This window comes from Tsukamurella pulmonis, from assembly GCF_900103175.1.
Taxonomy (GTDB): domain Bacteria; phylum Actinomycetota; class Actinomycetes; order Mycobacteriales; family Mycobacteriaceae; genus Tsukamurella; species Tsukamurella pulmonis.
The window spans coordinates 1,303,944-1,329,345 of the sequence record NZ_FNLF01000002.1; the positions used below are offsets into that span (position 1 = coordinate 1,303,944).

The 25,402-nt window shown below is 70.3% G+C and carries 24 protein-coding genes and 1 pseudogene; 11 read left to right on the forward strand and 14 right to left on the reverse strand.

The window, feature by feature from the left end; translation table 11 throughout:
- Positions 1-37 precede the first annotated feature (37 nt).
- Positions 38-1,732: a fumarate hydratase gene (locus BLQ62_RS06625; protein WP_068532701.1), complete on the forward strand. Its 1,695-nt coding sequence runs from the start codon at positions 38-40 to the stop codon at positions 1,730-1,732.
- Positions 1,733-1,862: 130 nt separating this feature from the next.
- Here the strand turns inward: BLQ62_RS06625 and BLQ62_RS06630 are convergent, their stop codons facing one another.
- Positions 1,863-2,444, reverse strand: a complete 582-nt coding sequence (locus BLQ62_RS06630) for a methyltransferase domain-containing protein (protein ID WP_068532699.1) — start codon at positions 2,442-2,444, stop codon at positions 1,863-1,865.
- A gap of 74 nt (positions 2,445-2,518) precedes the next feature.
- Here BLQ62_RS06630 and BLQ62_RS24465 point away from each other — a divergent pair.
- Together BLQ62_RS24465 and BLQ62_RS06635 are read left to right on the forward strand one after the other, a co-directional pair.
- A pseudogene (locus BLQ62_RS24465) lies at positions 2,519-2,728 on the forward strand (hypothetical protein); the annotation flags it as partial.
- A 40-nt stretch (positions 2,729-2,768) separates the two neighbouring features.
- Entirely contained in the window at positions 2,769-3,350 is a 582-nt protein-coding gene (locus tag BLQ62_RS06635) for an NPCBM/NEW2 domain-containing protein (protein ID WP_139184168.1), read from the forward strand.
- Between the two features lie 43 nt (positions 3,351-3,393).
- Here BLQ62_RS06635 and BLQ62_RS06640 read toward each other — a convergent pair whose 3' ends face one another.
- Both BLQ62_RS06640 and glpX read right to left on the reverse strand, forming a co-directional pair.
- A complete protein-coding gene (locus BLQ62_RS06640) occupies positions 3,394-4,812 on the reverse strand; it encodes a class II fumarate hydratase (RefSeq protein ID WP_068532697.1) in 1,419 nt (472 codons plus the stop codon).
- A gap of 69 nt (positions 4,813-4,881) precedes the next feature.
- A complete protein-coding gene (gene glpX / locus BLQ62_RS06645) occupies positions 4,882-5,889 on the reverse strand; it encodes a class II fructose-bisphosphatase (RefSeq protein ID WP_068532695.1) in 1,008 nt (335 codons plus the stop codon).
- A gap of 132 nt (positions 5,890-6,021) precedes the next feature.
- On the opposite strand from glpX, the gene BLQ62_RS06650 reads away from it, so the two are divergent.
- Positions 6,022-6,630: a DUF4245 domain-containing protein gene (locus BLQ62_RS06650; protein WP_068566619.1), complete on the forward strand. Its 609-nt coding sequence runs from the start codon at positions 6,022-6,024 to the stop codon at positions 6,628-6,630.
- A gap of 10 nt (positions 6,631-6,640) precedes the next feature.
- Here BLQ62_RS06650 and BLQ62_RS06655 read toward each other — a convergent pair whose 3' ends face one another.
- From BLQ62_RS06655 to BLQ62_RS06665, 3 genes are read right to left on the reverse strand one after another with little or no spacing between them, the layout of a single operon-like run.
- Positions 6,641-6,850: an exodeoxyribonuclease VII small subunit gene (locus BLQ62_RS06655; protein ID WP_068532691.1), complete on the reverse strand. Its 210-nt coding sequence runs from the start codon at positions 6,848-6,850 to the stop codon at positions 6,641-6,643.
- Positions 6,847-8,136, reverse strand: a complete 1,290-nt coding sequence (xseA, locus tag BLQ62_RS06660) for an exodeoxyribonuclease VII large subunit (protein WP_068532689.1) — start codon at positions 8,134-8,136, stop codon at positions 6,847-6,849. The genes BLQ62_RS06655 and xseA overlap by 4 nt, the downstream gene beginning before the upstream one ends.
- On the reverse strand, positions 8,133-8,756 hold the full coding sequence (locus tag BLQ62_RS06665) for a lipid droplet-associated protein (protein ID WP_160126329.1): 624 nt from the start codon (positions 8,754-8,756) through the stop codon (positions 8,133-8,135). Before BLQ62_RS06665 ends, xseA begins: the two co-directional genes overlap by 4 nt.
- A gap of 59 nt (positions 8,757-8,815) precedes the next feature.
- Between BLQ62_RS06665 and BLQ62_RS06670 the strand changes: the two genes are divergently transcribed.
- Both BLQ62_RS06670 and BLQ62_RS24470 read left to right on the forward strand, forming a co-directional pair.
- Positions 8,816-9,766, forward strand: a complete 951-nt coding sequence (locus BLQ62_RS06670) for a 4-hydroxy-3-methylbut-2-enyl diphosphate reductase (RefSeq protein WP_068532684.1) — start codon at positions 8,816-8,818, stop codon at positions 9,764-9,766.
- Between the two features lie 46 nt (positions 9,767-9,812).
- The gene (locus tag BLQ62_RS24470; protein WP_068566615.1) at positions 9,813-10,040 is read left to right on the forward strand and encodes a DivIVA domain-containing protein; all 228 of its coding nucleotides are present in this window, start codon (positions 9,813-9,815) and stop codon (positions 10,038-10,040) included.
- Between the two features lie 15 nt (positions 10,041-10,055).
- Here the strand turns inward: BLQ62_RS24470 and BLQ62_RS23255 are convergent, their stop codons facing one another.
- The 7 genes from BLQ62_RS23255 to BLQ62_RS06705 all read right to left on the reverse strand — a co-directional run bounded on the left by BLQ62_RS23255 (position 10,056) and on the right by BLQ62_RS06705 (position 18,529).
- A complete protein-coding gene (locus tag BLQ62_RS23255; protein ID WP_068566613.1) occupies positions 10,056-11,726 on the reverse strand; it encodes a DUF6542 domain-containing protein in 1,671 nt (556 codons plus the stop codon).
- Positions 11,727-11,742: 16 nt separating this feature from the next.
- Entirely contained in the window at positions 11,743-12,825 is a 1,083-nt protein-coding gene (locus tag BLQ62_RS23260; protein WP_068532677.1) for a DNA recombination protein RmuC, read from the reverse strand.
- Positions 12,826-12,857: 32 nt separating this feature from the next.
- Positions 12,858-14,057 (reverse strand): AI-2E family transporter, encoded by a 1,200-nt coding sequence (locus BLQ62_RS06685; RefSeq protein ID WP_231857643.1) that lies wholly within the window; start codon positions 14,055-14,057, stop codon positions 12,858-12,860.
- Complete coding sequence (locus BLQ62_RS06690) at positions 14,054-14,563, reverse strand: methylated-DNA--[protein]-cysteine S-methyltransferase (RefSeq protein WP_068532673.1); 510 nt, start codon at positions 14,561-14,563, stop codon at positions 14,054-14,056. The genes BLQ62_RS06685 and BLQ62_RS06690 overlap by 4 nt, the downstream gene beginning before the upstream one ends.
- On the reverse strand, positions 14,560-16,029 hold the full coding sequence (locus BLQ62_RS06695; protein ID WP_231857642.1) for an Ada metal-binding domain-containing protein: 1,470 nt from the start codon (positions 16,027-16,029) through the stop codon (positions 14,560-14,562). Before BLQ62_RS06695 ends, BLQ62_RS06690 begins: the two co-directional genes overlap by 4 nt.
- A gap of 68 nt (positions 16,030-16,097) precedes the next feature.
- Positions 16,098-16,298 carry a YbdD/YjiX family protein gene (locus tag BLQ62_RS06700; RefSeq protein ID WP_082756616.1) on the reverse strand — a complete coding sequence of 67 codons (201 nt, stop codon included), beginning with the start codon at positions 16,296-16,298 and terminating at the stop codon, positions 16,098-16,100.
- The gene (locus BLQ62_RS06705) at positions 16,259-18,529 is read right to left on the reverse strand and encodes a carbon starvation CstA family protein (protein WP_068566611.1); all 2,271 of its coding nucleotides are present in this window, start codon (positions 18,527-18,529) and stop codon (positions 16,259-16,261) included. Before BLQ62_RS06705 ends, BLQ62_RS06700 begins: the two co-directional genes overlap by 40 nt.
- A gap of 391 nt (positions 18,530-18,920) precedes the next feature.
- On the opposite strand from BLQ62_RS06705, the gene BLQ62_RS06710 reads away from it, so the two are divergent.
- The 5 genes from BLQ62_RS06710 (at position 18,921) to BLQ62_RS06730 (ending at position 24,217) form a co-directional block, all read left to right on the forward strand.
- The gene (locus BLQ62_RS06710) at positions 18,921-20,408 is read left to right on the forward strand and encodes a sugar ABC transporter ATP-binding protein (protein ID WP_231857641.1); all 1,488 of its coding nucleotides are present in this window, start codon (positions 18,921-18,923) and stop codon (positions 20,406-20,408) included.
- Positions 20,405-21,412: an ABC transporter permease gene (locus tag BLQ62_RS06715; RefSeq protein WP_068566607.1), complete on the forward strand. Its 1,008-nt coding sequence runs from the start codon at positions 20,405-20,407 to the stop codon at positions 21,410-21,412. Before BLQ62_RS06710 ends, BLQ62_RS06715 begins: the two co-directional genes overlap by 4 nt.
- 58 nt (positions 21,413-21,470) lie before the next feature.
- Positions 21,471-22,448: an ABC transporter substrate-binding protein gene (locus BLQ62_RS06720; protein ID WP_068567344.1), complete on the forward strand. Its 978-nt coding sequence runs from the start codon at positions 21,471-21,473 to the stop codon at positions 22,446-22,448.
- Between the two features lie 116 nt (positions 22,449-22,564).
- Positions 22,565-23,638 (forward strand): redox-regulated ATPase YchF, encoded by a 1,074-nt coding sequence (gene ychF / locus BLQ62_RS06725; RefSeq protein WP_068566605.1) that lies wholly within the window; start codon positions 22,565-22,567, stop codon positions 23,636-23,638.
- An 81-nt stretch (positions 23,639-23,719) separates the two neighbouring features.
- A complete protein-coding gene (locus BLQ62_RS06730) occupies positions 23,720-24,217 on the forward strand; it encodes a peroxiredoxin family protein (RefSeq protein ID WP_068532662.1) in 498 nt (165 codons plus the stop codon).
- Between the two features lie 7 nt (positions 24,218-24,224).
- Here BLQ62_RS06730 and BLQ62_RS06735 read toward each other — a convergent pair whose 3' ends face one another.
- A complete protein-coding gene (locus BLQ62_RS06735; RefSeq protein WP_068566603.1) occupies positions 24,225-25,154 on the reverse strand; it encodes a VPGUxxT family thioredoxin-like (seleno)protein, type 2 in 930 nt (309 codons plus the stop codon).
- Positions 25,155-25,402: the final 248 nt, after the last annotated feature.

Below are 25,402 nucleotides of genomic sequence, written 5' to 3' on the forward strand. Positions count from 1 at the left end.
CCCGGGCGGCGGATCCGTCGGGGAATACCCTCGATACGTGACTTCGAACAGCCCCGAATTCATCTATTCCGACCTGCTGCCCATCGGTCCCGATTCGACGCCGTACCGGCTCATCACGACCGAGGGCGTGTCCACCTTCGAGGTGGACGGGCAGAAGTTCCTCAAGGTGGAGCCGGAGGCACTGCAGCAGCTGACCGCGGAGGCGATGCACGACATCAGCCACTACCTGCGGCCCGCGCACCTGCAGCAGCTGCGGAAGATCATCGACGACCCCGAGGCGTCGGGCAACGACCGCTTCGTGGCGCTCGACCTGCTCAAGAACGTCAACATCTCCGCCGGTGGCGTGCTGCCGATGTGCCAGGACACCGGCACCGCCATCGTCATGGGGAAGAAGGGCGAGGGCGTGCTGACCGGCGTCGACGACGGGGAGTGGATCTCCCGCGGCGTCTACGACGCGTACACCAAGCTCAATCTGCGCTACTCGCAGAACGCGCCGATCACCATGTACGAGGAGAAGAACACCGGCACCAACCTGCCGGCCCAGGTGGAGATCTACGCCACCGAGCAGGGGCCCAAGGGCCCGGAGTACAAGTTCCTGTTCATGGCCAAGGGCGGCGGCTCGGCGAACAAGTCGTTCCTGTTCCAGGAGACGAAGGCGATCCTCAACCCGGACCGCATCCTGAAGTTCCTGGACGAGAAGATCCGCTCGCTGGGCACCGCGGCCTGCCCGCCGTACCACCTCGCGATCGTCATCGGCGGTACCTCGGCCGAGTTCGCACTCAAGACCGCCAAGTACGCCTCGGCGCACTACCTCGACGAGCTGCCCGAGACCGGTTCCATCGCGGCCCACGGCTTCCGCGACAAGGAGCTCGAGGAGAAGGTCTTCGAGCTCACCCAGTCGTTCGGCATCGGCGCGCAGTTCGGCGGCAAGTACTTCTGCCACGACGTGCGCGTGGTGCGGCTGCCGCGGCACGGCGCCTCGCTGCCCGTCGCGATCGCGGTGTCCTGCTCCGCGGACCGCCAGGCGCTGGGCAAGATCACCGCCGACGGCGTCTTCCTCGAGCAGCTCGAGACCGACCCGGCCCAGTACATGCCGGACGCCGGTGTGGCCGAGGACATCGAGGGCGGCGCGGTCGTGGAGATCGACCTGAACCGGCCGATGCCCGAGATCCTCGCCGAGCTGTCGAAGTACCCGGTGAAGACGCGCCTGTCGCTGACCGGCCCGCTGGTCGTGGCGCGCGACATCGCGCACGCCAAGATCAAGGAGCGCCTCGACGCGGGCGAGGAGATGCCGCAGTACCTGCGCGATCACCCCGTCTACTACGCCGGTCCCGCCAAGACCCCGGAGGGCATGGCGTCCGGCTCCTTCGGCCCCACCACCGCGGGCCGCATGGACAGCTACGTCGACCAGTTCCAGGCCGCCGGCGGCTCGATGGTCATGCTGGCCAAGGGGAACCGCTCCAAGCAGGTCACCCAGGCCTGCGATGCACACGGCGGCTTCTACCTCGGCTCCATCGGCGGTCCCGCGGCGCGGCTGGCGTTGGACTGCATCAAGTCGCAGGAGGTCATCGAGTACCCCGAGCTCGGCATGGAGGCCGTGTGGAAGATCGAGGTCGAGGACTTCCCGGCGTTCATCGTCGTCGACGACAAGGGCAACGACTTCTTCACCGATCCGTCGGGTGAGGTCTCGCTCCCGCTGAGCGGCATCCGGATCCGCTCGAAGGAGCGCTAGCCCTCTCCGCTGCCGAAACCCCCGAACGCTGCCGCTGGTCGGCGGCGTTCGGCGTTTCCGGCAGCGTTCTCGGCGGCGGCGGCGACGGCGGCTCGCGAGTGGGCGGCGGGGTCCGGCGCGGGTCGCCGCGTCAGGCGGGGCGGAGGATCGTGACGGCGAAATCGGCGCCGTCGTGCCAGGGCTTGACGTCCCAGGTGGCCAGGCGCAGATCCGTGCGCAGCCCGGCGGCCGCGGCGTACTCGTCGAACCGATCCGGCGTGAGGCCGCGGTTCGTGTGGAACCCGACGATCGCGAAGCCCTCCGGCGTGAGGTGCTTGCGGAAGTTGGCGAGCACCGTCGTCTCCGTGCCCTCGGCGACGAAGACCATCACGTTCCCGGCGCAGACGATGGCGTCGAAGGTGCCGTCCACGTCCAGCTCGGCGAGGTCCTGCACCAGCCATCGCGGGCCCGGGTGATCCTGCTCGGCCGCGGCGATGAGCGTCGGATCCACGTCGACGCCGACCACGTCGTGGCCCACTGTGTGGAGGTACCCGCCGATCCGCCCGGGGCCGCAGCCCGCGTCCAGGATCCGCGAGTTCCGGCCCACCATCGCATCGACGAGGCGACCCTCACCGGCCAGGTCGGCCCCCTCGCGCGCCATCGTCCGGAACCGCTCGACGTACCACTCGCTGTGGCCTTCCTTGGTGTCCGTGAACCAGCGCGGCGTGCTCATGGTGTCCAAGTTACCCGCCCGCCGTTTCCTGCGGTTCCGGTGATGCCGACCTGCGATCCACACTCCGAAACCGCAGGAAACTCGGGCGCACGGCCGCGGGTGCTGCGGGGCAGCGCTGGTATGCGCACCGTGGCGCGGGCACCGCGGCCGCGCTCAGTGCCGTGTACCTGGGCGGATTCGGTGCGTCGCACCCGCTGGCGAAGAAGATCGGAGCCTGGCCGTCGGTGCTCGGCGTCGCCGCCGTGGCGGCGGGCGCGTCGTACCTGCTCAGCGATCGTCGCTGAGCGCGGCCCCGGCCGAGCGTCCAGGGGCTACGCTTCCCCGGTGAGATGGAGAACAAGTTTCACGGCAATTCTCGGTGCGGCAGCCCTGGTGACGACCGGCTGCGGGGCCCAGGAGGCACCGTCGGACGAGGAACGCCAGGGTACGCACAGCGGGCAGGCACGGCTCAGTACCCCGGCCTTCACGGCCGAGCGCGCCAGCGACGGCCCCACCGGAACGCCGCTCTACGCGCGCCTGGCCGCTTCCAGCGCCGTCGGCGACACCGGGCAGGCCCTCACAGCGACGATCGCGGGCACCACTTACCGCAGCGCGACGGGGATCTGGATCGGCTGCGAGGGCACCGCCGCGACCGCCGTCTACCGCCTCGGCGGAGAGTTCGCCGCGCTCACCGGCGTGCTCGGGCTGCAGCCCCACACCCCGGAGCGGCTGCGCGTGCGGGTGTCGTTCATCGTCGACGGTGAGACGAGGCTGGCCACCACGCTCGCGCGCGACGAGCAGCCCCGGACCGTCTCGATCCCGCTCGACGGGGCCCGGGCGGTCACCGTCAGCGCCCTCGCGATCGCCGGCGAGTGCGCGCCCGCTCCGGCGCCCTACGGCGCGATCGGCGCGGCCTCCCTCGTCTGAGCGGCCGCGGCCGATCGGCCGCGATCACCGATCCCGGTCGAAATCACCGATCGCGGTCGACGTTCGCCATCGCCAGCACGTCCAGCCGGCGATCGAGCTCCTCCAGCGTCAGCTTCTCGCCGATCAGGCCGCGGTCGATCACGGTCTGCCGGATGGTCTTTCCCTCGCGCAGCGCCTGCTTGGCGACGGCTGCGGCCTCCTCGTAGCCGATCAGCGAGTTGAGCGGCGTCACGATCGACGGCGACGATTCGGCGAGCGTCTGCAGCCGGTCCTCGTGGGCCAGCAGGCCCCGGATGCAGCGGTCCGCGAACAGCCGGGAGACGTTGGAGAGCAGCATGATCGACTCCAGCACGTTGCGCGCCATCATCGGGATGTAGACGTTGAGCTCGAAGGCGCCGTTGCCGCCGCCCCAGGTGACCGCGGCGTCGTTGCCGATGACCTGCGCGGCCACCTGCGTGACCGCTTCGGGGAGAACGGGATTGACCTTGCCGGGCATGATGGAGCTGCCGGGCTGCAGGTCGGGGAGCGCGATCTCGCCGAGGCCGGTGAGCGGGCCCGATCCCATCCAGCGCACGTCGTTCGCGATCTTGGTCAGCGACACGGCGATCGTCCGCAGCGCGCCCGACAGCTCGACGAGACCGTCGCGCGCGGCCTGCGCCTCGAAGTTGTCCTTTGCCAGCCGGATGTCCTCGACGCCCGTCAGGCGCACCAGCTCGGCCACGACGAGCGAGCCGAACCGCTCGGGCGCGTTGAGGCCGGTGCCCACGGCGGTGCCGCCGATGGGGACCTCGCCGACGCGGGGGAGCGTGGCCCGCACCCGCTCGACGCCCGCCTCGACCTGCCGGGCGTAGCCGCCGAACTCCTGGCCCAGCGTCACGGGCACGGCGTCCATCAAATGGGTGCGGCCCGACTTGACCGTCGAGCGCCACTGCGCGGACTTCTCGGCGAGCGCCTGCTGCAGGTGCTCGAGCGCGGGGATCAGCGTCGTCACGGCGGCCTCGGTCGCCGCGACGTGCGTCGCCGTCGGGAAGGTGTCGTTGGACGACTGCGACATGTTCACGTCGTCGTTCGGGTGCACCTGCACGCCGGCGCGGTCGGCGAGCGAGGCGATCACCTCGTTGGCGTTCATGTTCGAGCTGGTGCCGGAGCCGGTCTGGAAGACGTCGATCGGGAACTGATCGTCGTGCCGGCCGTCGGCGATCTCCTGCGCGGCGGCGATGATCGCGGCGGCCTTCTCCGGTGCCAGCAGGCCCAGGTCCTGGTTCACCTGCGCGGCGGCGGCCTTCAGCAGGCCCATGGCGCGGATCTGCGCGCGCTCGAGCGGGCGGAAACTGATCGGGAAGTTCTCCACGGCGCGCTGCGTCTGCGCGCGCCACAGCGCGGTCACCGGCACCCGGACCTCGCCCATGGTGTCGTGCTCGATGCGGTACTCGGTCTCCGGGGTATCAGCGTTCTTAGCCATACCTTAGAAACGTACTCGGGCCCCGGGAAACTTCCCAGGGCCCGGCCGCGAACGAGGAGAAGATCACTCTCAGTCGAAGATCTGCGCGTAGGTCTTCAGCTTGGTCAGGCGGTGCGTCGCGTCGACGGTGCGGACCGTACCGGACTTGCTGCGCATCACGATCGACTGCGTGGTGGCACCGTCGGCGCGGTACTTCACTCCGCGCAGCAGGTCACCGTCGGTCACGCCGGTGGCGGCGAAGTAGACGTGCTCGCCCCGCACCAGATCGGTGGTGCCGAGGACCTCGTTCGGGTCGATGCCCAGGTCCGCGAGGCGGTGCTTCTCCTCGTCGGACGACGGGGCCAGGGTGCCCTGCAGCTCGCCGCCCATGCAGCGCAGCGCGGCCGCGGCGATGATGCCCTCGGGGGTGCCGCCGATCCCGACGAGGATGTCGGTCTTGGCCTCGGGGCGGGCGGCGGCGATCGCGCCGGCCACGTCACCGTCGGAGATGAGGCGCACGATGGCGCCGGTCGCGCGGATGTCGGCGATGAGCTGCTCGTGCCGGGGGCGGTCGAGCACCGTCAGCGTGACGTCGGTGACCTTGATGCCCTTGGCCTTGGCGACCTTGGCGATGTTGTCGGCGATCGGCGCCTGGATGTCGATGACGCCGGCGGCCTCGGGGCCCACGGCGATCTTGTTCATGTAGAACACGGCCGAGGGGTCGTACATGGCGCCGCGCTCGGCGACCGCGAGCACCGCGATCGAACCGGGCATGCCCTTGGCCATGAGGGTGGTGCCGTCGACGGGGTCCACGGCGACGTCGGTCGACGGGCCGAAGCCGTTGCCCACCTCTTCGCCGTTGTAGAGCATGGGCGCCTCGTCCTTCTCGCCCTCGCCGATCACGACCACGCCGCTCATCGACACCGTCGAGACCAGCTGGCGCATCGCGTCCACGGCGGCGCCGTCGCCGGACTCCTTCTGGCCGCGTCCCACCCAGCGGCCCGCGGCGAGCGCGCCGGCCTCGGTCACGCGAACCAGCTCCATCGCCAGGTTCCGGTCCGGCGCGATGGGGTTCTTCTCGGCGTGGGTGTCGGACATGGATTCCTCCGGATCTCGATGCGCGCGGGAGAGCGCGGCGGGCCTCACCCCGGGGATTCTTCCATGTCCGTACCGGCCCGGCTCGGATGCCCGCCTCCCACGCCCGGCGGCGCGCCCGGGATACTGGACGTCGTGGCTGAGAAACCCCGCATCCTGCAGAACCGTCGCGACATGGTGCTCACGATGGTTCCGCTGATCGCCCTGTGCCTGATCGTGCTGTTCGCGTCGGGCAACTTCAAGCTCGGCTTCGGCGCCGATCCCAAGGACGAGACCGTCGACCCGATCAACCCCAAGGGCGTCTACCAGGTCTCGGCGGACACGCTCGGTTTCCCGGTCCGGATGCCGGGCGGGGCGGGCGTGGTCGACGGGGTGCCCGAGAGCTGGAAGGCCACGGCGACCCGCGACGACGACGTGGTCGGCGGCACGGTCTTCTCCGTCAATTACGTGACGCCCGAGAAGAATTCGCTGCAGCTCTCCCAGTCGGGGGCCCCGGTCGACGTGGTGCTCGAGTCGGTCTACGGCGCGAAGGCCGAGCCCTCGGGGACGGTCCCCGTCGAGGGGACGACCTGGCAGGTCTACGGACCCAACGACAAGAACCGCAGCGCCTGGGTCCTCCAGGTCGACGGTGCCGTCCTCGTCGTCTTCGGCGGCGGCACGGTGCCGCGGTTCACCGAGCTGGCCGCAGCCGTGCAGTCGCAGCAGCCGCTGCCGCGGTCCTCGGCGCCCGCCCCGGGCAAGTAGCCCCCGGGGCTCACTCCTCGGCGGCGATCGCCTTCTCGATGCGCTCGCGGGCGCCCGCGAGATGTTCCTCACAGCGCTTGGCGAGCGCCTCGCCGCGCTCCCACAGGTTCAGCGACTCGTCCAGGTCGATGCCGCCCTGCTCGAGCAGCTTCACCACCACGGCGAGTTCGTCGCGGGCCTGCTCGTAACCGAGCTCGGCCACCGGTGTCTCGTCGCTCATCGCTGCACTTCCTCGGTTCGTACGGAGATCTTCTTCACGCCCATCACGGCGGCGTTCGCGGCGCCGTCGGGCACGCGGACCCGCAGCTGCGAGCCGGGCGCCAGGTCGTCGATGCTGCGGACCACGGGGTTCTCGCCGTCGGGCGTGACCTTCTGCACCACGGCGTAGCCACGGGCCATGGTCGCGGCCGGGCCGAGCGAGGTCAATCGCGCGGCCAGGTGCCGCACCCCGTCGGATTCGCGTTCGACGGTGCGCCGCACGTCCCGCCGGACCTCGCGCAGCAGCCGCTCCACCTGCTCGGCCCGGTCGTCGACCAGACGCATCGGGTGGGCGAAGACGGGGCGCGAGCGCAGCGATTCGAGGGTGTGCGCCTCGCGGTCGACCCAGCCGCGCAGCGCGCCGGCCGCCCGGCGGCGCAGCTCGGCGATGCGATCGAGCTCTGCCACCACGTCGGGCACGACGCGCTTGGCGGCGTCGGTGGGCGTCGCGGCGCGCACGTCGGCGGCGAAGTCGCAGAGCGGGTTGTCCGGCTCGTGCCCGATGGCGGAGACGATCGGGGTGCGGGCGGCGTGCACGGCACGGCAGAGGGTCTCGTCGGAGAAGGGGAGCAGGTCCTCCACGCTGCCGCCGCCGCGGGCCAGGATGATCACGTCGACCTCGGGGTCGGCGTCCAGCGCGCGCAGCGCCGCCACCACCTGGGGCACGGCCGTCGGACCCTGCACGGTGGCGTACTCGGCGCGGATCCGCACGCCCGGCCAGCGGCCCTCCGCGATCGAGCGCACGTCGCGCTCGGCGGCGCTGGCCCGCGCCGTCACCAGTCCGACGGTGCGCGGTAGGAACGGCAGCGGACGCTTGAGCCGCTCGTCGAACAGGCCCTCGGCGTGCAGCAGTTGACGCAGTCGCTCGATGCGGGCGAGCAGCTCGCCGACGCCGACGGCCCGGATCTCGGTGATCCGCAGCGAGAGGCTGCCGCGACCGGCCCAGTAGGTGAACTTGCCGCGCACGATCACCTGGGTGCCCTCGTTGAGCGGCACCTCGGAGCGGTCGAGCACCGCCGGCAGGCAGGTCACCTGGACGGAGACGTTCGCCGACGGATCGCGGAGGGTGAGGAACGCGGTGCCGCCGCCGCGGCGGTTGAGCTGGGTGATCTGGCCCTCGACCCACACCTCGCCGAGCCGATCGATCCACTGCGCGATCTTCATCGAGACCACGCGCACGGGCCACGGGTGCTCCGCAGTCGACGGTCCGCCCGATGCCGCGCCGCTGGTCGTCGCGGGTCCGGTCACCGGGTGATGCGGTTCTCGAGCATCGTGAGGAACGGGGGCCGCGCCTTGTGGCCGCGCTCGTACTCGACGAGCGACTCCACCTCGGGGGTGGTCAGCCCGGGCAGCCGGCCGCGCAGCTGGGCCAGGGTGAGCTCGGGGTAGTCGATGCGCTGCGCGGCGGCGGGCAGGTCGTCGGCCGTCGCGGCGGGCGCTGCGGCATCCGCCGGCGCCGCCGCGGGGGTGCTGTACAGCGCGTACCGGCCGGCGCCCGACGGTGCCTGTTCCCCGGCGGTGGCCTCGGCGGCGGGCGCGGTCTCCGGCTCCGGCGCCGTCGCGGGCCGGACGTCGCCGAAGGCGGTGCGGGCGGGCGCGGGCAGGTCGACGTCGACGTCCTCGTCGTCGTCGAAGGTCGCCCACGCGGCCTGCGCCTCCTGCTTCGCCGGGAAGACGGACTCGATCGCGCGATCGCCGCGCACGGCGAGATCGGCGAGGTCCTGCTGCACGTGGATGAACGCCTGCGCGGACTTGCTGCCCAGCGTGAGCGGGGCGTTCACGGCGCCCCCGACGATCTCCTGGCCCTTCTCGGCGGCGAGGGCGACGGCCCCGACGGCGACGCGGACCACGAACGGTAAACGGCTCATGTGTCCAGGGTGCCTCATCGCGCCCACAGGCACACCGCCAGGTGCCGTAGCCTGGAGGCATGACTTCTGGCAAGCGCGTCCTGTTGGCCGAGCCGCGCGGCTACTGTGCCGGCGTCGATCGAGCGGTGGAAACCGTCGAGAAGGCGCTCGAGAAGCACGGGGCGCCGGTGTACGTGCGCAAGGAGATCGTGCACAACCGGCATGTCGTCGAGACCCTGCAGGACAAGGGCGTGGTCTTCGTCGACGAGACCGACGAGGTGCCCGAGGGCTCGCTGCTGGTCTTCTCCGCGCACGGCGTCTCGCCCGCGGTGCACGAGGGTGCGGCCGAGCGCAGCCTGCGCACCATCGACGCGACCTGCCCGCTGGTCACCAAGGTGCACCAGGAGGCCAAGCGGTTCGCCCGGGACGACTACGACATCCTGCTGATCGGGCACGAGGGCCACGAAGAGGTCGAGGGCACCGCCGGAGAGGCTCCGCAGCACGTGCAGCTGGTGGACGGACCCGACGCGGTCGACAACGTCGTCGTGCGCGACGAGGACAAGCTCGTCTGGCTCTCGCAGACCACGCTCTCGGTCGACGAGACCATGGAGACGGTCCGTCGCCTGCGGGAGAAGTTCCCCAAGCTGCAGGATCCGCCCAGCGACGACATCTGCTACGCCACGCAGAACCGCCAGGTCGCGGTGAAGGCGATGGCACCCGAGTGTGATCTGGTCATCGTCGTCGGCTCGCGGAACTCGTCGAACTCCGTGCGGCTGGTCGAGGTCGCGCTGCAGGCCGGCGCCCGCGCCGCGCACCTCATCGACTTCGCCCGCGAGATCGATCCCGCCTGGCTCGAGGGCGTGACCACGGTGGGCATCACCTCCGGCGCCTCCGTGCCGGAGATCCTGGTCAAGGGCGTCGTCGAGTACCTCGACGGCGAGGGCTTCCACGACGTGGAGACGGTCACCACCGCCAACGAGACGCTGGTCTTCGCCCTGCCGCGCGAGCTGCGTCCCCGCGCCAAGGCCTGAGCGCCTTCGAAATTCTCGTTACCGCACTTGGGATACGGTAGTGAGCATGAGGTATCTGACGCCGGAGGACGTCCGGCACGTCGCCTTCGCCAAGCCGTCCATCGGAAGGCGCGGCTACAACGAGGACCAGGTCGATTCCTTCCTCGACGACGTCGAGGCCACGCTGCGGGATCTGTACGCCCGCCTTGCGCGCTACGAGGGCGCGGACAGCGCTCCGCCGCCGCCTCCGACTCCGCCGAACGCGGTGGATGAGCGCGGCTACCGCCGTTTCTGAGCCGGCACCGGGCGGTCAGTCCTTGTAGCGATGCCGCCGGATCTGCCGCGGCTCCTCCGCGGGCTCGACGAAGTCGTCGCGGAAGTTGGTCTCCACGGCGGTGTCCTCGCTCTGCGGCCGGTAGCGAGGCGGCCGGTAGTGCTCGTAGCGTCCGGGGCTCGATGGCGATTCACCGCGCCGCGCGCCGCGCTCGGCGTCGCCGCTGAGACTCGGCAGGTCGGGTTGTGCCGCGCGGCTGCCGGAGATGCGAGGGAGGGACGCGAAGTCGTCGCGGGGGATCCGCGGACGATCCCGCTCGCCCCGCGGGCGGACGGGCTCGCCGCCGCGGGCCCGGTCGATGTCGCGCGCCTCGCGTCGGTAGTCGCGGGCGTCGGCCGGGGTGCCGCCGCGTCCTGCGGGGGCGGCGGGGCGACCCTCGGGATCACGCGGGGTGCGCCAGCGCGGCTGCGGTTCGACGGCGCGCCGCCGCTCGTCGTCGTGGCGGAGCTCGCGCGCATCGGGGACACCCGGCCGCGGCCGGTCGCCCTGCGCGACGGCGGGACGGGGGCGTGCGCCCCGGGGGACGCCGCGCCGGTCATCGTCGACGGGGCGTCGCGGCATCGCGGGGCGGGGGATCTGACCGGAATCGGGGCGGACCACCCGGTTGACCGCGGTCGCGGGGGCGCCGGCGTCGCGAGCGGCGATCTCCTCGCGCGTGCGCTCGAGGCGGGCGGCGGATTCGCGGCGCAGCTCGTCGCCACGGCGCACATCGCGGCGCAGGTCGTCGCGGCGCGGGTCCTCCCGGCGGGCGGCGGAGCTGCGGCCCCGGGCGGGCGCGTCGGTGCCGGAACGGGCGGCGCCGCGCCGGTCCGCGCGATCCCGGTCCGCACGCGTCCGATCGGTGCGATCGCGGGCGGGGCGGCTGGAGCGGTGCTCGGAGCCGCGGCTCTGGTGCCGCTCGGAGCGTCCGGCGCCGTCGGCGACCAGCGCCGCTGCTCCGGCTGCTCCGGCGGCGGCAGGTGCTGGGCGCAGCCGGGCGAACGCCGCGCGCAGCCGCTCGGCGATGGGCAGGCCGGCGGATTCGAGGGGCTTCTTCGCGGCCGTGGAGTCGGTCGTGGCCGCTGCGGCGGCCGGCTTCAGTGCGCCCGCTCCGGCGGCGGGCTTCGCCGCGCCGGGCTTGGTCGCCCCCGGCTTGGCGGATGCTCCCTTCGTCGCGCCGGCCTTCGCGGCCTTCGCCCCGCCAGTGGCGGAGCTGCGCTGGGCGCTGCGCGCGGTCGCGGTGAGCGAGCGGTACTGCAGCAGGCGCACGCCGCCGATGACGAGCACGACCGCGGTGGTCCAGAACATCCAGGGGAACAGCGAGATCATCGGGAACAGCACGTCGGTGAGGATCTGGCTGGTCTGGCGCGGGCTGGGGAGGTTCCACCACCGGTACAGCGGAATCGCGGTCGCGATGATCAGCGGGGGCTGCACCATGGCGGTGAACAGGGCGCGGTTGCGCACGGCGAGGACTGCGACCACGGCGCCGACGGCCATGGCGATCACGCCGGCGTTGGCGCCGGCGAACTCGCCCGATGCGAGGGCGCCCACCGCGGTGAACGCCAGCATGGTCAGGACAGCGCCCCACCACGGCAATCCGGGGACCGTCGCGAGCACGGAACGCTCGTCGACCGGTACCTGGGAGCGGGACGGTTGGAACTTCGACACAGGTGAACCGTACCGGTTAACACTGTGAGAACCGAGAATCTGCCGTCGTGGGAACGGGTCGCGGCGTCCGATCGAGGGCCGCCGGGGCGTCCCGCGCATCGCCGGGCATCGAGTCGAGATCCGCCAGCCGGCGCGCCGTGACACCGACGCGCGCGTTGTACGAGCCGACGGTGGTGTTGAACGCCTCGACGGTCTTGCCCAGGGCCGAACCCAGCGCAGAGAAGTGACTGTTGAGGACGTCGAACCGCTCGTTGAGTTCACGACCGAGCGCGTGGATGCGTGCGGCGTCCTCCCCGAGCGCGTGCTGGCGCCAGGTGAGCGCCACGGCGCGCAGCATCGCGACGAGGGTGGTGGGTGTGGCGAGTACCACATTCCGGTCGAGTGCGAATTCGAGCAGATCCGGATCGGCTTGTAGGGCCGCGTCGAGGAAGGCCTCGGCCGGGACGAACATCACCACCAGCTCCGGCGAGCCCACCGCCTCCCAGTACCGCTTGCCCGCGAGTTGCACGACGTGGGAGCGGAATCGCCGGGCGTGGTCCGAGAGCAGTGCGGCGTGCTCCGCCGGCGGTGCCTCCAACAACTGCAGGTAGGCATCGAGCGGGACCTTGGCATCGACCGCCAGATCGCGGCCGCCGGCGAGGTGGACCACGAGATCAGGGCGCACTCGCACCTCGCCGACGGTGCCGCCGTGCTGGGTGGAGAAGTCGCAGTGCCGGCTGAGCCCGGCCAGCTCGACCACGCGCTCGAGCTGCAGCTCACCCCAGCGGCCGCGCACGGTGGAGGACTTCATGGCCGAGCGCAGCGTGGCCGTCTCGGCGCGCAGCGCCTCACTCGTGCGGGCGACGGTGCCGATCTGCTCCCGGAGTCCGGCGAACGCTGCCACGCGGGTGCGCTCCGCGACGGCGAACTCGTGGCCCAACGCGTCCAGCGTCTGCCGCAGCGGAGCGAGCAGGGCGTTCACGGGCCCGGCGACGGCATCGGGCGAGGCACCGCCCTCGGGCCGCCCGGACTGCGCCGGGAGCACCCGGGCCAGGATGATCCCCACGGCGCCGCCGACCAGGAGCGCCAGCAGCGCGACGATCAGATGCGAGAGGTCCATGCCGTCAGCATGGCCACCCCCACTGACAAGTTTCAGGCGGCGTCGACCGGAGCGTCGTCCTTCGCGGGCTCGGGCGCCTTCTTGTGCCGGAACTTGTCCCAGAAGCTCGGCTTCGGCTCCTCCTCCGGCGGGGGCGTCTCGCCGGTCTGCTGATCGACGAGCTCGCCGAGGTACCGGAAGAGCACCGCGATCGCGGCGGCGACGGGGACGGCGAGGAAGGCGCCGATGATGCCGAACTGGGTGCCGCCGAAGGCGATGGCGAGCAGCACGATCGCGGGGTGCAGCTGCATCGAGCGGGATTGCAGGATGGGGGAGAGCACGTTGCCCTCGAGCTGCTGCACCGCGATGACGACGGCGAGCACGGCCAGCGCCGTGCCGAAGCCATTGGTCACCAGTGCGACGATCACGGCGAGCGCGCCCGCCACGAACGCACCGACGATCGGGATGAAGCCGCCGAGGAAGGTGATCACGGCCAGCGCGCCCGCGAGGGGAACCTGCAGGATGACCAGCCCGAGGCCGATGAAGAGGGCGTCGATGAGACTGACCAGCGCCTGCGTGCGGATGAAGCCGCCGAGCGTGGTCCAGATGCGGCTGAGGAGCTCGGCGAAGTGCTCGGAGATCGGCGTGCCCGAATGCCGCTTGAGCCACGGCATGAACTTGTCGCCGTCCTTGAGGAAGAAGAACGTCAGCATCGCGACCATGACGATCGCCACGACGAACGATCCGGCGGCGCTGACACCGGTGAAGACGCCGGTCGCGATCGTCTCCGCGCTCTCCTGCAGCTTCTTGGTGATCGACGTGACGAACTTGCTGATCTGCTCGTCCTGCAGGTTCAGCGGCGGGCCCTGCGCCCACTTCTGCACCTTGCCGACGCCCTCGACGGCGCGGTCGGCGATCTCCTTGGACTGCCCGCCGATCGACGGGGCGATGGCGCCGATGACGCCGCCGAGTACCCCCAGCGACAGGAGTAGGACGATCGCGGTGGCGAGCGCAGACGGCAGCCCCTTGCTGCGCAGCCAGCGCACAGGGGGCCAGAGCACCGTGCACAACAGGATCGCCAGCAGGACGGGGAGCAGGATCGACCAGAACTCGCCGATCAGCCACGTGAGCACGAAGAGCATCGCCGCCACGGCGACGACGCGCCAGCTCCAAGTGGCGAGCCACGTACCGGCTTCGCCGTAGACCTCGCTGCGGGTCTTCTTGCCCGGCGGGTTCGTCATCTCATCACTCACGATGCGATGGTATGTGCCTCGTGCGCCAACAGCCACTCCTTGACCTCGAGTCCCCACCGGAATCCGCCGAGCGAGCCGTCCAGTCGCAACACGCGGTGGCACGGGACGAACAGCGCCGCCGCGTTGCGGGCACAGGCCATGGCCGCCGCCCGGACCGCCGCCGGCCGCCCGGCGAGGCCCGCGTACTCGGTGTAGGTCACGGGTCTTCCGGGTTCGACGGTGCGCAGTACGTCCCAGGCGTGCTCGACGAACGCGCCCGAACGCTGGCGCACGACGACGTCGTCGATCGCGCCGATCTCGCCGGCGTGGAAGGCCGCGACGGCGCGACTGACGGAGCCGAGGTCTGCGCGCTCGTCCACGGCCGCGGGGCGCAGCGCGGCGTGGATCACCGGCAGCAGCGTGCCCGGGTCGTCGGTCCACCCCGAGGCGAGCACGGCACCGTCGGCGTCGACGACGGCGGTGAACGGCCCGGCGGGCGTGTCCTGGGTGGCGAAAGTAGCGGTCACGGGGCGATCCTCCGGTCGGCGGTGAGGGCGTGGTTCCACAGGTGCAGCGAGACGTAGCTGCCCCAGGGGCTCCATCGGTTGCCGGTGACGTCGAGGTCGAGGAGCCGGGCTCCCTTGGCGACCACGAGGTCCGACGTCAGCAGGGTGTCGGGATCGGCGAGCATGCGCATCGCCACGTAGTCGGCGGTCCACGGGCCCACGCCGCGCAGGCGCAGCAGTTCCGCTCTGGCCTCCGCGCGGGTCATCCCGGCGTGCAGGTCGATCCGCCCGGCGGCGAGTTCCGTCGCGACGCCGAGGATCGCGGAGACCCGGGCGCGCGGACCGGTGAGCACCGCGGCGCCTTCCTCGGCGATGGCCGCCGGCGTCGGGAAGGCATGGGTGACGCGGCCTTCCGGATCGTCGACCTCCTCGCCGAGCGTGGCGACCAGGCGCGCCTCGTGGGTGGCCGCCGCGGCGATCGAGATCTGCTGACCGATCATCGTGCGCACCAGCAGCTCCGCGGGATCGACGTCGCCGAACAGCCGGATGCCCGGCGTGCCGGCGACGAGCGGGGCCAGCTGCGGATCGCCTGCGAGTGCCTCATCCGTCGCGGTGGGATCGGCGTCGAGCCCGAGCAGGTGCCGCAGCCGCGCCACGGCGGTCGACAGGTCGCTCATCGTCGCCAGCGACAGGGTGGCGCGGACGTACCCGTCCGGAACCGAACCCAGGTCGACGGTGGCGATCCCGTTCCCGCCCGGCAGGCGCAGGACGCGGGTGTAGCGGTCACCGTCGGCGTGTTCGAGGCCGGCCACGGCGTGCGCGCCGAGGAACCAGCGCACCCACCCAGTGGCGTACGGCCTGCGCAGCGCGAGGCGCAGACTCAGCTCACCGGTGGCGGCGGCGCGGTCCGGGTTCCGCTGCGCGCGCAGTTCCGAAGGCGTGCGGGCGAAGACCTCACGGATCGTGTCGTTGAACTGGCGGATCGAGCTGAACCCGGCGGCGAAGGCGATGTCGGAGAAGGGCATCGCCGTGCTCGTGATCAGGATCCGCGCGGTGGTGGCGCGGTGCGCCCGGGCCAGGGCCAGCGGTCCTGCGCCGAGTTCGGCGGTGAGGACCCGCGTGAGCTGGCGCGGGCTGTATCCGAGCCGCTCGGCGAGGCCCGCGACGCCGGCGCGATCCACCACCCCGTCGGCGATCAGGCGCATGGCGCGGGCGGCGAGGTCCGACTCGAGGTTCCACCGGGGAGAACCGGGGACGGCGTCGGGGAGGCACCGTCGGCACGCCCGGTACCCGGCGGCCTGCGCCGCGGCGGCCGTGAGGTGGAAGCTCACGTTCTCCGCCTTGGGGGTGGTCGCCGGGCACGACGGGCGGCAGTAGATGCCGGTGGTGGCGACCGCGGTGTAGAACTGTCCGTCGAACCGGGGATCGCGGCCGGCGATGGCCCGGTAGCACCGGTCGAAGTCGAGGTGGGGCGAGCTGATGGTCACCCGTACGACTCTGGCACCCGGCGGGCGCCCGCGCTAGCGGCTTTCGGACACCACCGTGGCGCCGGCGCTCAGCAGCAGCGGGCGCTCACCGTCGCGCCGTCGTGCCGGGCCTTCCAGTACTCCCGCTCGGTCATCACCGGTTCGCCCGGATGCGTCGCGCGACGGTGCTCGACGTACCGCTGGTAGTGGTTGTCGCCCATGATCGAGCCCACGTACCAGCGGATCGCCCTCAGTGCCCGGATGATCGGCTCACGCCCAGGGCGTCCCATTGCTCCTGCACCTTCCTCTCCGCGGGGGTGGGGATCAGGCCGCTCGGTGCGAACAGCTTGCTGGGCACCGGTTCCTCCTCGGTGAGCGGGCGACCGTTGCCCGTGACCGTGCGGTAGATCGTCCAGACCCCCATCACGACCACGATGAGCACCATGATCGCGAAGACGATCGACAGGGTGCCCTGGATGAAGGTGTTGCGGACCACCGCATCGATGGCCTCCGGAGTCTTCGCCGAGCCGAACGACGACTTCCCGGCCTCGGCGGCCGCCTTGAAGTTGCTGTGCTGCTTCCAGTAGCCCACGGCGGGATCGGAACTGAAGATCTTCTGCCACGACGCCGTCATCGTGATGATGAGATCCCAGACCAGCGGTACCGCAGGAATCCACACCCACTTGTAGTAACCCTTCTTGACCACCACGACGACGACCACCGTGAGCGCCATCGCGGCCAGGAGTTGGTTGGCGATGCCGAACAGCGGGAAGAGCGTGTTGATGCCGCCGAGCGGATCGGTCACGCCCATGAGCAGGATGCTGCCCCACGCGGCCACGACCAGCAGTGAGGCGACCCACGCGCCGACGCGCCAGCTGGGATCCTTGAGGCGCTGGAACGGCCCGCCCAGGTTGCTCAGGGCGTCGGAGACGAGGAAGCGTGCGACGCGGGTACCGGCGTCGACGGTGGTGAGGATGAACAGCGCCTCGAACATGATCGCGAAGTGGTACCAGAACGATTTCATGCCCGATCCGCCGAAGACCTGATGCAGCACCTCGGACATGCCGAAGGCCAGTGTCGGGGCGCCGCCGGTGCGGGAGACGATCGACTCCTCGCCGATGTCCTTCGCCGCCTGGGAGAGCTGCTGCCCGGTGATCGGATCGCCGCTCAGGCCCAGCGAATTGACGTACGTCGCCGCGGTCTCCGCGGTGCCACCCGTCTTCGCGACCGGGGCGTTCATGGCGAAGTAGAAGTGCTGGTTGATGATCGACGCGGTGATGAGCGCCATGATCGCGACGAAGGACTCGGTGAGCATGCCGCCGTAGCCGATCAGCCGCATCTGCCCCTCCTTCTCCAGCAGCTTCGGCGTGGTGCCGGAGCTGACCAGGGAGTGGAAGCCGGAGAGGGCGCCGCAGGCGATGGTGATGAACAGGAAGGGGAAGAGCGATCCGGCGAAGACGGGACCGTCGCCGCGGGTGGCGAAGTCGGAGACCGCCGGCGCCTCCATGAGCGGGCGCGCGATGAGGATGCCGACGGCCAGCAGCACGATGGTGCCGACCTTCATGAACGTCGAGAGGTAGTCGCGCGGGGCCAGCAGCAGCCACACCGGCAGCACGGAGGCGGCGAAGCCGTAGATGATGATCGCCCAGCTCAGCTGGACCGGCGTGAGCGTGAACAGCTCCTGACCCCAACCGCTCTCGCCCACGTAGCGGCCGCCGATCACTGCGGCGAGGAGCAGCACGCAGCCGATGAGCGAGACCTCGGAGACCCGGCCGGGGCGCAGGAAGCGGAGGTAGACGCCCATGAACAGGGCGATGGGGATGGTGGCGGCGATGGAGAACACGCCCCACGGGCTGTGGCCCAGCGCCTGCACCACGACCAGCGCGAGCACGGCGATGAGGATCGTCATGATCGCGGCGATGCCGATGATGGCGGCCGCGCCGCCGATCGGGCCGAGCTCGTCGCGGATCATCTGGCCGAGCGAGCGGCCACGGCGACGCGTGGCGACCCAGAGCACCAGGTAGTCCTGCACGCAGCCGGCGACCAGCGCGCCCACGATGATCCAGATCGTGCCCGGCAGGTAGCCCATCTGCGCGGCGAGCACGGGGCCCACCAGCGGGCCGGCGCCGGCGATGGCGGCGAAGTGATGGCCGAACAGCACGCGCCGATCGGTGGGCATGTAGTCCGTGCCGTTGTCGAGTACTTCCGCGGGAGTCGCGTGATCGTCCCTCGGCCGCACCACCTTCAGCTCGATCAGGCGCGCGTAGAAGCGATAACCCACCACGTAGGTGCAGATCGCGGCCAGGACGAACCACACCGCGTTCACGGTTTCCCCGCGGGCGAAGGCGATCATCGCCCAGGCGACCGCGCCGACGAGCGCGATCACGCCGAAGATCACCTTGTGCTTGGTGGTGATGGGGCTGCGATCGATGATCGCGACGGGCGGCAACGCGGGGTCCGTGCGGACGTAGGTGATGTCGCCGTCGGTCTCCGTGGTCGACGGAGCGGTGGGAGCTGACACGAGGCCTCCTGGGATCTGTACGCCACGGTGGTGGTTCGCACGGATCATCGTTTCACCCGGATGCCGTGGGCGTCGCGGAATCGGTGTCGTTGGTCCGGGGGGAGGACCGCTGGTACGACGGCGGTCCGGCCGCGGTAGATGCCCGGAACATCTGATGTGTTGATGGGATATGGCCTGTTTTCGATGCGATTCCTCGATTCGACGGAGCTATTGACGCACAAACATCCGATGTCTATTGTGACTTAGCGCACACAGAGAGTGGTTGCCGCGGTGAGAGCAGGGCGAGGGCACCGTCGAGTCGGCACCCGGATCGAGCGGAGAGTGGATGAGCGCGGAAGCGACGTCGCGGGACCGTGGCGCATCGGCCACGGGGCGGGTTCCCCTGATCCGCATGAGTGGGGTGACCAAGCGGTTCCCCGGAGTCGTCGCGCTCGATCGAGTCGACCTCACCGTGTTCGCGGGGGAGCGCGTGGCGCTCGTAGGAGAGAACGGCGCCGGCAAGTCGACGCTCATGAAGTTGCTCAGTGGCGTCGAATCGCCCGACGAGGGAGTCATCGAGATCGACGGTGCCCCGGTGGAACTGACCTCGCCCGCGCAGGCGCGATCGCTCGGAGTGAGCATCATCCACCAGGAGCTGGGGCTGGTGCCGGACCTGACGGTCGCCCAGAACATCACCCTGGGCCGCGAGCGCACTCGCTTCGGCATCGTCGACGGCCGCGGCGCGGTCCGCGACACCACGGCCCTGCTCGAACGGCTCGGCATGGTCATCGATCCCACGGCGCGCGTCCGAGACCTGACCGTGGGAAAGCAGCAGATGGTCGAGATCGCCCGCGCCCTGTCCGAGGATGCGCGCCTGCTGATCCTCGACGAGCCGACCGCCGCCCTCAACGAGGCAGAGGTGCGCACGCTTTTCGACCTGATCGGACGCTTCGTCACGGACGAGACCGGCGTCGTCTACATCTCCCATCGCATGGACGAGCTGGCCCTGATCTCCGACCGGATCGTCGTGCTCCGCGACGGCGCCAACGTCGGCGAGCGACCCACGGCGACGACGCCGATGCGCGAGATCATCGAGCTGATGGTCGGACGCGAGGTCGTCGACGAGCAACGGCCGACGGTGCCGGAGCGCCAGGGCGAAGTCGTCCTCACGGTCGACGGTCTGAGCAGTGCGCATCCCCTGCACGACATCTCGTTCGATCTGCACCGCGGGGAGATCCTCGGTTTCGCCGGGCTCATGGGGGCCGGCCGCACCGAGCTCGCGCGCGCGATCGTCGGCGCGGACCCGATCACGGCCGGCCGGATCGAGGTGAAGGGGGTCGAGCGGACGATCGACTCGCCGGCGGCCGCGGCCGCCCTCGGTATCGGCTACCTCTCGGAGGACCGCAAGCGGTTCGGAGCCGTCGTCGATCAGTCGGTCCGCGACAACATCGCACTGTCGTCGCTGGACGCGCATTCGACGTTCGGCGTGATCCGCGACGGCGAGCTGAGCGACCTCGCGGACGACATGGTCTCCCGGCTCCGGATCAAGACCCCGTCGATCCGGCAGGCCGTGCGCAACCTCTCGGGCGGCAATCAGCAGAAGGTCATCATCGGGAAGTGGCTCGCCCGCGACTGCGACATCCTCATCGTCGACGAGCCCACGCGCGGTATCGACGTCGGAGCCAAGGACGAGATCTACCGACTGCTCGAGCAACTCGCGGAGTCCGGCAAAGCGATCATGGTCATCTCCAGCGACCTGCCCGAAGTGCTGCGACTCTCGCACCGCATCGCGGTGATGGGCGAGGGCCGCCTCGCCACCATTCTCGACAGCGACGAAGCGACTCAGGAGACGATCATGGAGAACGCCACCCGGTTCCACGAGACGGCGGTGAAGGGATGACCGCGACCGCCGCGCCGCCCACGCCCGACCAGGACAGTCGCGGAGGGTTCGCGCTGACCTCCTGGATCCGTGGGCAGATGCAGCAGTTCCTGGCCTTCGTCAGTCTGATCGTGATCGTCGTGTTCTTCTCGCTCGCGAGCCCGAACTTCCTGACGGCCGGCAATCTCACGGGCATTCTCGTCGCCTCGGTGACGATCGGTCTGCTCGCCCTCGGCACCACCATCGTGATCATCACCGGCGGCATCGACCTGTCGATCGGCACGGCGATGATCCTGTCGGGCATCATGACCGGCGTCTTCCTCGTGCACTGGAACCTGCCCCTGTGGGTGGGCGTGATCGGCGGCGTCCTGTTCGGTGCGTTCGTGGGCCTCGTCAACGGCATCGTCGTCGCCTACCTCGGGATACCGCCGTTCATCGCGACATTGGCGATGATGTTGGTGACGATCGGTGCGTCGCTGGTGATCTCGGGCACCGAGCCGATCCGGTTCACGTCGGTCGAGGGGTTCAGCGCCCTCGCCAACAAGTCCTTGGTCCCGGGCGCACGCATCCCCGTCAGCGTGTTGCTGCTGGCGTTGATGGCGGTGATCGCCGGCATCGTGCTCGCGAAGACGAAGCTGGGCCGTTACGCGTACGCGATCGGCAGTAACGAGGAGGCGACCCGGCTCTCCGGCGTGAACGTCAAGAACTGGAAGGTGGTCGTCTACACCTTCTCCGGCTTCTTCGTCGGCCTGGCCGGTGTGCTCGCCGCCGCGCGGCTGAACTCCGCGCAACCCACCGGCGGGCAGGGCCTGGAGCTCGAGGCCATCGCCGCGGTGGTGATCGGCGGTACGTCCCTGGCCGGCGGCCGCGGCACGATCACCGGCACGGTGATCGGGATCCTCATCATGAGCGTGCTCACGAACGGCCTGCGGATCATGTCGATCCCGCAGGAGTGGCAGTCCATCGCGGTCGGCGTGGTGATCCTCGTCGCCGTCTACATCGACATCGTCCGCAAACGATCCTGACGAGCCGGCGCCCGCCGGCACCGTCGTTCCTCCCTACCGCAAGGAGAATCGCGTGTTCATGAAGGCTTCCTCGCCCCTCCGGGGCGTGTTCCGGGCGGCGACGGTGACCGTCGCGGCGATCGCGATGGTCGGTACGGCGACCGCGTGTTCCAGCGGCGGTTCGTCGGACGGTGACGGGCAGATCGCCATCATCTCGAAGGGGTACCAGCACCAGTTCTGGAAGGCCGTCAACAAGGGGGCCGAGGACGCGGCGAAGGAGATGGGTAAGACCATCACCTTCGAGGGGCCGGACAACGAGACACAGGTCGAGAAGCAGGTGCAGTTGCTGCAGACCGCGCTCGATCGGAACCCGTCGGCGATCGCGATCGCCGCCCTCGATTCGGCAGCGGTCGCACCGATCCTGCAGCAGGCCAAGGACAAAGGCATCCCGGTCGTCGCCTTCGACTCCGGCGTCGACAGCGACATCCCGGTGACCACCGCGTCGACGGACAACAAGGCCGCGGCGGCCGAGGCCGCCAAGCGCATGGCCGAGCTCGTCGGCGGCACCGGTGAGATCGGCGTCGTCGCGCACGATCAGACGTCGAAGACGGGCGTGGACCGGCGCGACGGCTTCCTGGACTGGATCAAGGCCAACGCGCCCGGCATCACGATCGTCGACGTCCAGTACGGCGGCGACCCGGCGAAGGCGGCGGACCTCGCGGCCACGATGCTGCAGGCGCATCCGAACATGGTCGGCCTGTACGGCACCAACGAGGGCGCGGCGACGGGCATCGTCAACGCCGCCCAGCGCAGCGGGAAGAGCGGGCTCAAGATCGTCGGCTTCGACTCGGGCGCGGCGCAGATCGACGCCATCCGCTCCGGGCTGATGGCCGGCGCCATCACCCAGAACCCGGTGGGCATCGGCCGCGAGACCGTGGCGGCGGCGGTGAAGGCGATCAAGGGCGAGTCGCTGCCCAAGAACATCGACACCGGCTTCTACTGGTACGACAAGACCAACCTGGACGATCCCCAGATCGCGGGCAGCCTCTACCGCTGACCCGGAGAACTTTCCGACGGTGCGGGCCTGACCGGGTGAGGGCGGACCGCACCGTCGGGAAGTGCACGTCCCGCGCCGTCGGGAGGCGCAGGTGCGACCACGTAGAATGAGGCCCCGTGAGCCTTACCCTCGGAATCGTCGGACTGCCCAACGTCGGCAAGTCCACCCTGTTCAACGCCCTCACCAACAGTGAGGTGGAGGCGGCGAACTACCCGTTCGCCACCATCGAGCCGAACGTCGGCGTGGTCAACCTGCCGGACCCGCGCCTGAACCGTCTCGCCGAGATCTTCGGCTCGGAGCGCATCCTCCCCGCGACGGTGTCCTTCGTCGACATCGCCGGCATCGTCAAGGGCGCGTCCGAGGGCGAGGGCATGGGCAACCAGTTCCTCTCCAACATCCGCGAGGCCGACGCGATCTGCCAGGTGGTGCGCGTCTTCTCCGACGAGGACGTCGTGCACGTGGCCGGCAAGGTCGACCCGCTCGCCGACATCGAGACCGTCGCCACCGAGCTGATCCTCGCCGACCTGCAGACCATCGAGAAGGCCCTGCCCCGGCTCGAGAAGGACGCGCGCAAGAACAAGGAGCTGGTCGAGACCCTCGAGGCCACCAAGGCCGCGCAGCTCGTGCTCGAGGACGGCAAGACGCTGTTCTCCGCCGGTTTCGACACCGCGCCGATCCGTGAACTGCACCTGATGACCGCGAAGCCCTTCCTCTACGTCTTCAACGCCGACGAGGGCGTGCTCACCGACCCCGCGCGGCGGGAGGAGCTGGCCGCCGCCGTCGCGCCCGCCGATTCCGTCTTCCTCGACGCCAAGATCGAGTCCGAGCTGCTCGAGCTCGACCCCGAGGACCAGGCCGAGATGCTCGAGTCCATCGGACAGGACGAGCCGGGCCTGGATTCGCTCGCCCGCGCCGGCTTCCACACCCTGGGCCTGCAGACCTACCTCACCGCCGGCCCCAAGGAGTCGCGCGCCTGGACGATCCGCAAGGGCGACACCGCCCCCAAGGCCGCCGGCGTGATCCACACCGACTTCGAGAAGGGCTTCATCAAGGCCGAGATCGTCTCCTTCGCCGACCTCGACGCCAACGGCACCATGGCCGCCGCCAAGGCCGCGGGCAAGGTCCGCATGGAGGGCAAGGACTACGTCATGTCCGACGGTGACGTGGTGGAGTTCCGCTTCAACGTCTAGGTGCCGGGGATAGGCTTGTGCGACCGCAACGCGCACAGCGACGAGCGGTCGAACGGCTGAACCGGACGGGATGAGGCGGTCATGAGCACTGACGAGCGGCGGAGAGCGCCGGAGCTGCGGGTCGACGAGTGGATCGGTCCCGACGGGCAGCCGCTCGAACGCCCGGTGCGCCTCGGGGACCTGGGCGACGGGTACAAGATCATCTTCTGTTTCCAGCACTGGTGCCCGGGGTGCCACTCGCACGGCTTCCCGACGCTGCGCTACCTGTACGACCGGCTCGCCGGCACGGGCGTCGGTATCGCCGTGATCCAGACGGTCTTCGAGGGCGCCGAGGAGAACACGTCGGACAAGCTGCGGATCGATCAGGAGAAGTACGGCCTGGCGGTCCCGTTCGGGCAGGACGTCCCGCCGGAGGGCCAGGATCTGCCGACCTTCATGCACGACTACCGGACCGGGGGAACCCCGTGGTTCACGGTCATCAACCCGGCCGGCGAGATCGTCTTCGCCGACTTCCAACTCGATCCCGACGCGCTGCTGCATGTACTCGGGGTCACCGAGCACATGCAGCACGACCACTGAGGTCGGGCTACCGCAGGCGGAAGGCCTCGTCGCGCCGATAGCCGACGGGGTCACGGTCGGCGTCCGCGACGGAGCCGTCCAACCCCTGGAGCTGGCGAGGGCTCAGGTACCGCGACGGGTCCCGCCCATACGCCACCTCGAGGTTGATCCGCGTGCGCTGCGCCCGGGTCATGGGAACGGAGCGCCACGGGGTCTTCGCGAGATAGAACTGCGGCTGCGCGTCGAGCCGGAACGGCCGCTTGTCCGTGTGCTGGAAGATCTCGGCGCGCGCCAGGCGATCGAGCTGGTCCGCGCTGGTCGCGGCCGGATCGAAGTAGATCTCGACGACCTCCTCGCCCTCGATCCATCCGGCGTCGGTGGAGATGACGCCGGGAAGCTGGGCCAGGCTGGTCTCGCCGGACCAGAAGCACGGCGTCTCGTAGCGCCGACCTTCCGCGATTCCGGCCTCGATCAGGAGGTCGCCCCGGAACAGCCCGAACCAGTCCGGAACCGACGTCCCCGACGTCGTGAGCGCGCCGGTGATCTTGTCGTGCAGCGAGATCAGGTCGTAGCGGTTGGTCAGCTTGGGAATCAGCTCGTCGCCGTCGGGGGACAGGAAGTAGACCACCGGGTTGTTCCAGGCGGGCTCGTTGAACCGGCGCAGGATCTCGGCGTCCGCACCGTCGCGGTTGTTGAAGATCGCCAACGGCACGAAGTGCGACTCGATCATCTCGACCATCAGCGGGTGCGCCAGAACGCCCTGGCCGAAGTTCACGCAGGTGGAACAGCCGGGGATCTCCTGGAACAACAGGAGCACGGGCAGGTTCCGCTTCTTCGCCTCGGACATCGCCGCATCGAAGTCGCGCCGCCACCGCACGTCGCCGAGTTCGGCATGCTCACCGAGGCTGTAGCGGTCGCGGTCGTTGACATCGGTGCTGGAACGGGGAACCGATCGCATATCGTCGCCTTCTGTCTGGGGTTTCTCAAATAGTGGAACAGTGGGATCGCAATGCGTATTCCGCTCGTGCCCGTGCTCGGCGGTGCCTCGTCGGATGGTCGAGGCGGTGCGGGGCTCGGGACGGCGTCGCTCGTCGCGGTACGCTGACGGTGGCGGCACAGCGCCGCTGACAGCACTTCCACGTGAGTACCACGTGAATCATCGCGGAGAGGCTTGAGCCGCTCAGGACATGTCCGGATGGGGTGCGG

Bases quoted from the DNA above. Each gene is read 5' to 3' on its own strand.
- BLQ62_RS06630 (WP_068532699.1), bottom strand. From the start codon at position 2,444: ATGAGCACGCCGCGCTGGTTCACGGACACCAAGGAAGGCCACAGCGAG.
- BLQ62_RS06640 (WP_068532697.1), bottom strand. From the start codon at position 4,812: ATGGCTAAGAACGCTGATACCCCGGAGACCGAGTACCGCATCGAGCAC.
- glpX (WP_068532695.1), bottom strand. From the start codon at position 5,889: ATGTCCGACACCCACGCCGAGAAGAACCCCATCGCGCCGGACCGGAAC.
- BLQ62_RS06655 (WP_068532691.1), bottom strand. From the start codon at position 6,850: ATGAGCGACGAGACACCGGTGGCCGAGCTCGGTTACGAGCAGGCCCGC.
- BLQ62_RS06665 (WP_160126329.1), bottom strand. From the start codon at position 8,756: ATGAGCCGTTTACCGTTCGTGGTCCGCGTCGCCGTCGGGGCCGTCGCC.
- BLQ62_RS06670 (WP_068532684.1), top strand. From the start codon at position 8,816: ATGACTTCTGGCAAGCGCGTCCTGTTGGCCGAGCCGCGCGGCTACTGT.
- BLQ62_RS24470 (WP_068566615.1), top strand. From the start codon at position 9,813: ATGAGGTATCTGACGCCGGAGGACGTCCGGCACGTCGCCTTCGCCAAG.
- BLQ62_RS23260 (WP_068532677.1), bottom strand. From the start codon at position 12,825: ATGGACCTCTCGCATCTGATCGTCGCGCTGCTGGCGCTCCTGGTCGGC.
- BLQ62_RS06700 (WP_082756616.1), bottom strand. From the start codon at position 16,298: ATGGGACGCCCTGGGCGTGAGCCGATCATCCGGGCACTGAGGGCGATC.
- BLQ62_RS06710 (WP_231857641.1), top strand. From the start codon at position 18,921: ATGAGTGGGGTGACCAAGCGGTTCCCCGGAGTCGTCGCGCTCGATCGA.
- BLQ62_RS06715 (WP_068566607.1), top strand. From the start codon at position 20,405: ATGACCGCGACCGCCGCGCCGCCCACGCCCGACCAGGACAGTCGCGGA.
- BLQ62_RS06720 (WP_068567344.1), top strand. From the start codon at position 21,471: ATGAAGGCTTCCTCGCCCCTCCGGGGCGTGTTCCGGGCGGCGACGGTG.
- BLQ62_RS06730 (WP_068532662.1), top strand. From the start codon at position 23,720: ATGAGCACTGACGAGCGGCGGAGAGCGCCGGAGCTGCGGGTCGACGAG.
- BLQ62_RS06735 (WP_068566603.1), bottom strand. From the start codon at position 25,154: ATGCGATCGGTTCCCCGTTCCAGCACCGATGTCAACGACCGCGACCGC.